The organism is Schwartzia succinivorans DSM 10502 (assembly GCF_900129225.1).
Taxonomy (GTDB): domain Bacteria; phylum Bacillota; class Negativicutes; order Selenomonadales; family Selenomonadaceae; genus Schwartzia; species Schwartzia succinivorans.
In genome coordinates this window covers 1-1,430 of the sequence record NZ_FQUG01000021.1, presented here as the reverse complement: position 1 = coordinate 1,430, position 1,430 = coordinate 1, and the positions used below count along the sequence as shown (strand labels likewise).

3 protein-coding genes are annotated in these 1,430 nt (G+C 48.1%); all 3 read left to right on the top strand.

What is annotated here, in order from left to right:
- The coding region (locus BUA83_RS12435) for an anion permease (protein WP_200796087.1) at window positions 1-201 on the top strand (201 nt) is incomplete at its 5' end.
- Between the two features lie 546 nt (window positions 202-747).
- Window positions 748-879, top strand: a complete 132-nt coding sequence (locus BUA83_RS12430; RefSeq protein ID WP_072936583.1) for an OadG family protein — start codon at window positions 748-750, stop codon at window positions 877-879.
- Between the two features lie 66 nt (window positions 880-945).
- Window positions 946-1,296, top strand: coding sequence for an OadG family protein (locus BUA83_RS12425; RefSeq protein ID WP_072936584.1), 351 nt, complete (start codon window positions 946-948; stop codon window positions 1,294-1,296).
- The last annotated feature ends 134 nt before the right edge of the window (window positions 1,297-1,430 follow it).

Sequence of the window (1,430 nt, the reverse complement as noted above, 5' to 3'; positions counted from 1 at the left end):
CCGCATGCAGTTCTGATGGCTATCGCTGTTGCTGCATCCTGCGCATTCGCTACGCCGGTTGGTACACCGCCGAACACGCTGGTTCTCGGACCTGGTGGATATCACTTCAAAGACTATATCATCGCCGGTACGCCTTTGATTCTTGTCTGCTTCGTAGTTTCCCTTATCGTTATTCCTATCGTTTGGCCGTTCTTCCCTTGAGCAGCCTTTAATGACTGGAAATTGAGTTACATAATCCCGACCGGGTTAGCCCGGCCGGGATTTTTTATGTATACATTAATGCAATAACGGGATATTAACATAACCGTTTTGGGATAACGCTGAAAGGCGATAATATCAAGGGATAAACTGTGATTATTCCATTATATCAATAAAAATCCCGAATAGGGATAAATCATGAAAATTCCCTGAAACAACGGAAGTTTTGTGACAACTCTGAAATAGTCAGAAAAATCATACGTTAATTGACACTGAATAGGGCATGGGGTACTCTAAAGCTCGGGAATGGGAAGACTATGTCCGTCGGGCCGTCGTCTCCCGCCCAAATGAAATAGAGGCTGTCAGCGCTTTTAACCACCTGGGGAATCGTCCAATAACCCGGTGGAGCGAAGGCTGTACGATCGGTGAATGCGTCGCCCGGCAAATCGGGCGTCAATGCGGGCAGGAACCGATGAGTCTGTACGAGTTTTCTTATAAAGAAAAAAGACGGCAGGCTGTGCCAGTATAAGGCGAAAGAGAGGTGAGTTTATGGGACACCCGGTGACAACGAATCCTTTGATCATCATGCTTATCAACATGTCAATCGTGTTTGTCGTGCTGATGGGACTGAGCGCAATGATTCGTTTGATCCATCTTGCTGACCCGACAAAAAGCAAGTAATTTCGCTGTATTTGCTCTATGTCCGGAGAGGCATGGGAGTAAAAGTATTAGTTGAGGTGATTCTTAATGGGACATCCGGTTACTACGAATCCTTTGATTATCATGCTTATTAACATGTCGATCGTTTTCGTCGTGTTGATGGGCTTGAGTGCAATGATTCGTCTTATCCATCTCTGCGACCCGACAGCAAAGGCCAAAGAGGAAAAGAAACCGGCAGCTGCACCTAAGGCTGCTGCTCCGGCAGCTGCTGCACCTGCGGCTGCTCCGAAAGCAGACAACAGCGCAGTCATCGCCGTAATCGCCGCTGCAGTTGCAGCGTACGACAGCGAAGCGCGTATCGTTACGGTTCGCCCGATCGAGAGCACGGTTTGGAAGAACAATGCCCGCGCTACGGCTCTTAACAATACGGTTTGCTGATAAGGAGGAAACAACAGAATGGAAATTTGGAATGCGTTTAGTGTTTCGATTGCATCTGTCTGGAATGACAGTGGATTCTCCGCTCTGACGGGCGGACACGTTATCATGATGCTGGTCGGCTGCTTCCTGCTCTA

Bases quoted from the DNA above. Each gene is read 5' to 3' on its own strand.
- BUA83_RS12430 (WP_072936583.1), top strand. From the start codon at position 748: ATGGGACACCCGGTGACAACGAATCCTTTGATCATCATGCTTATCAAC.
- BUA83_RS12425 (WP_072936584.1), top strand. From the start codon at position 946: ATGGGACATCCGGTTACTACGAATCCTTTGATTATCATGCTTATTAAC.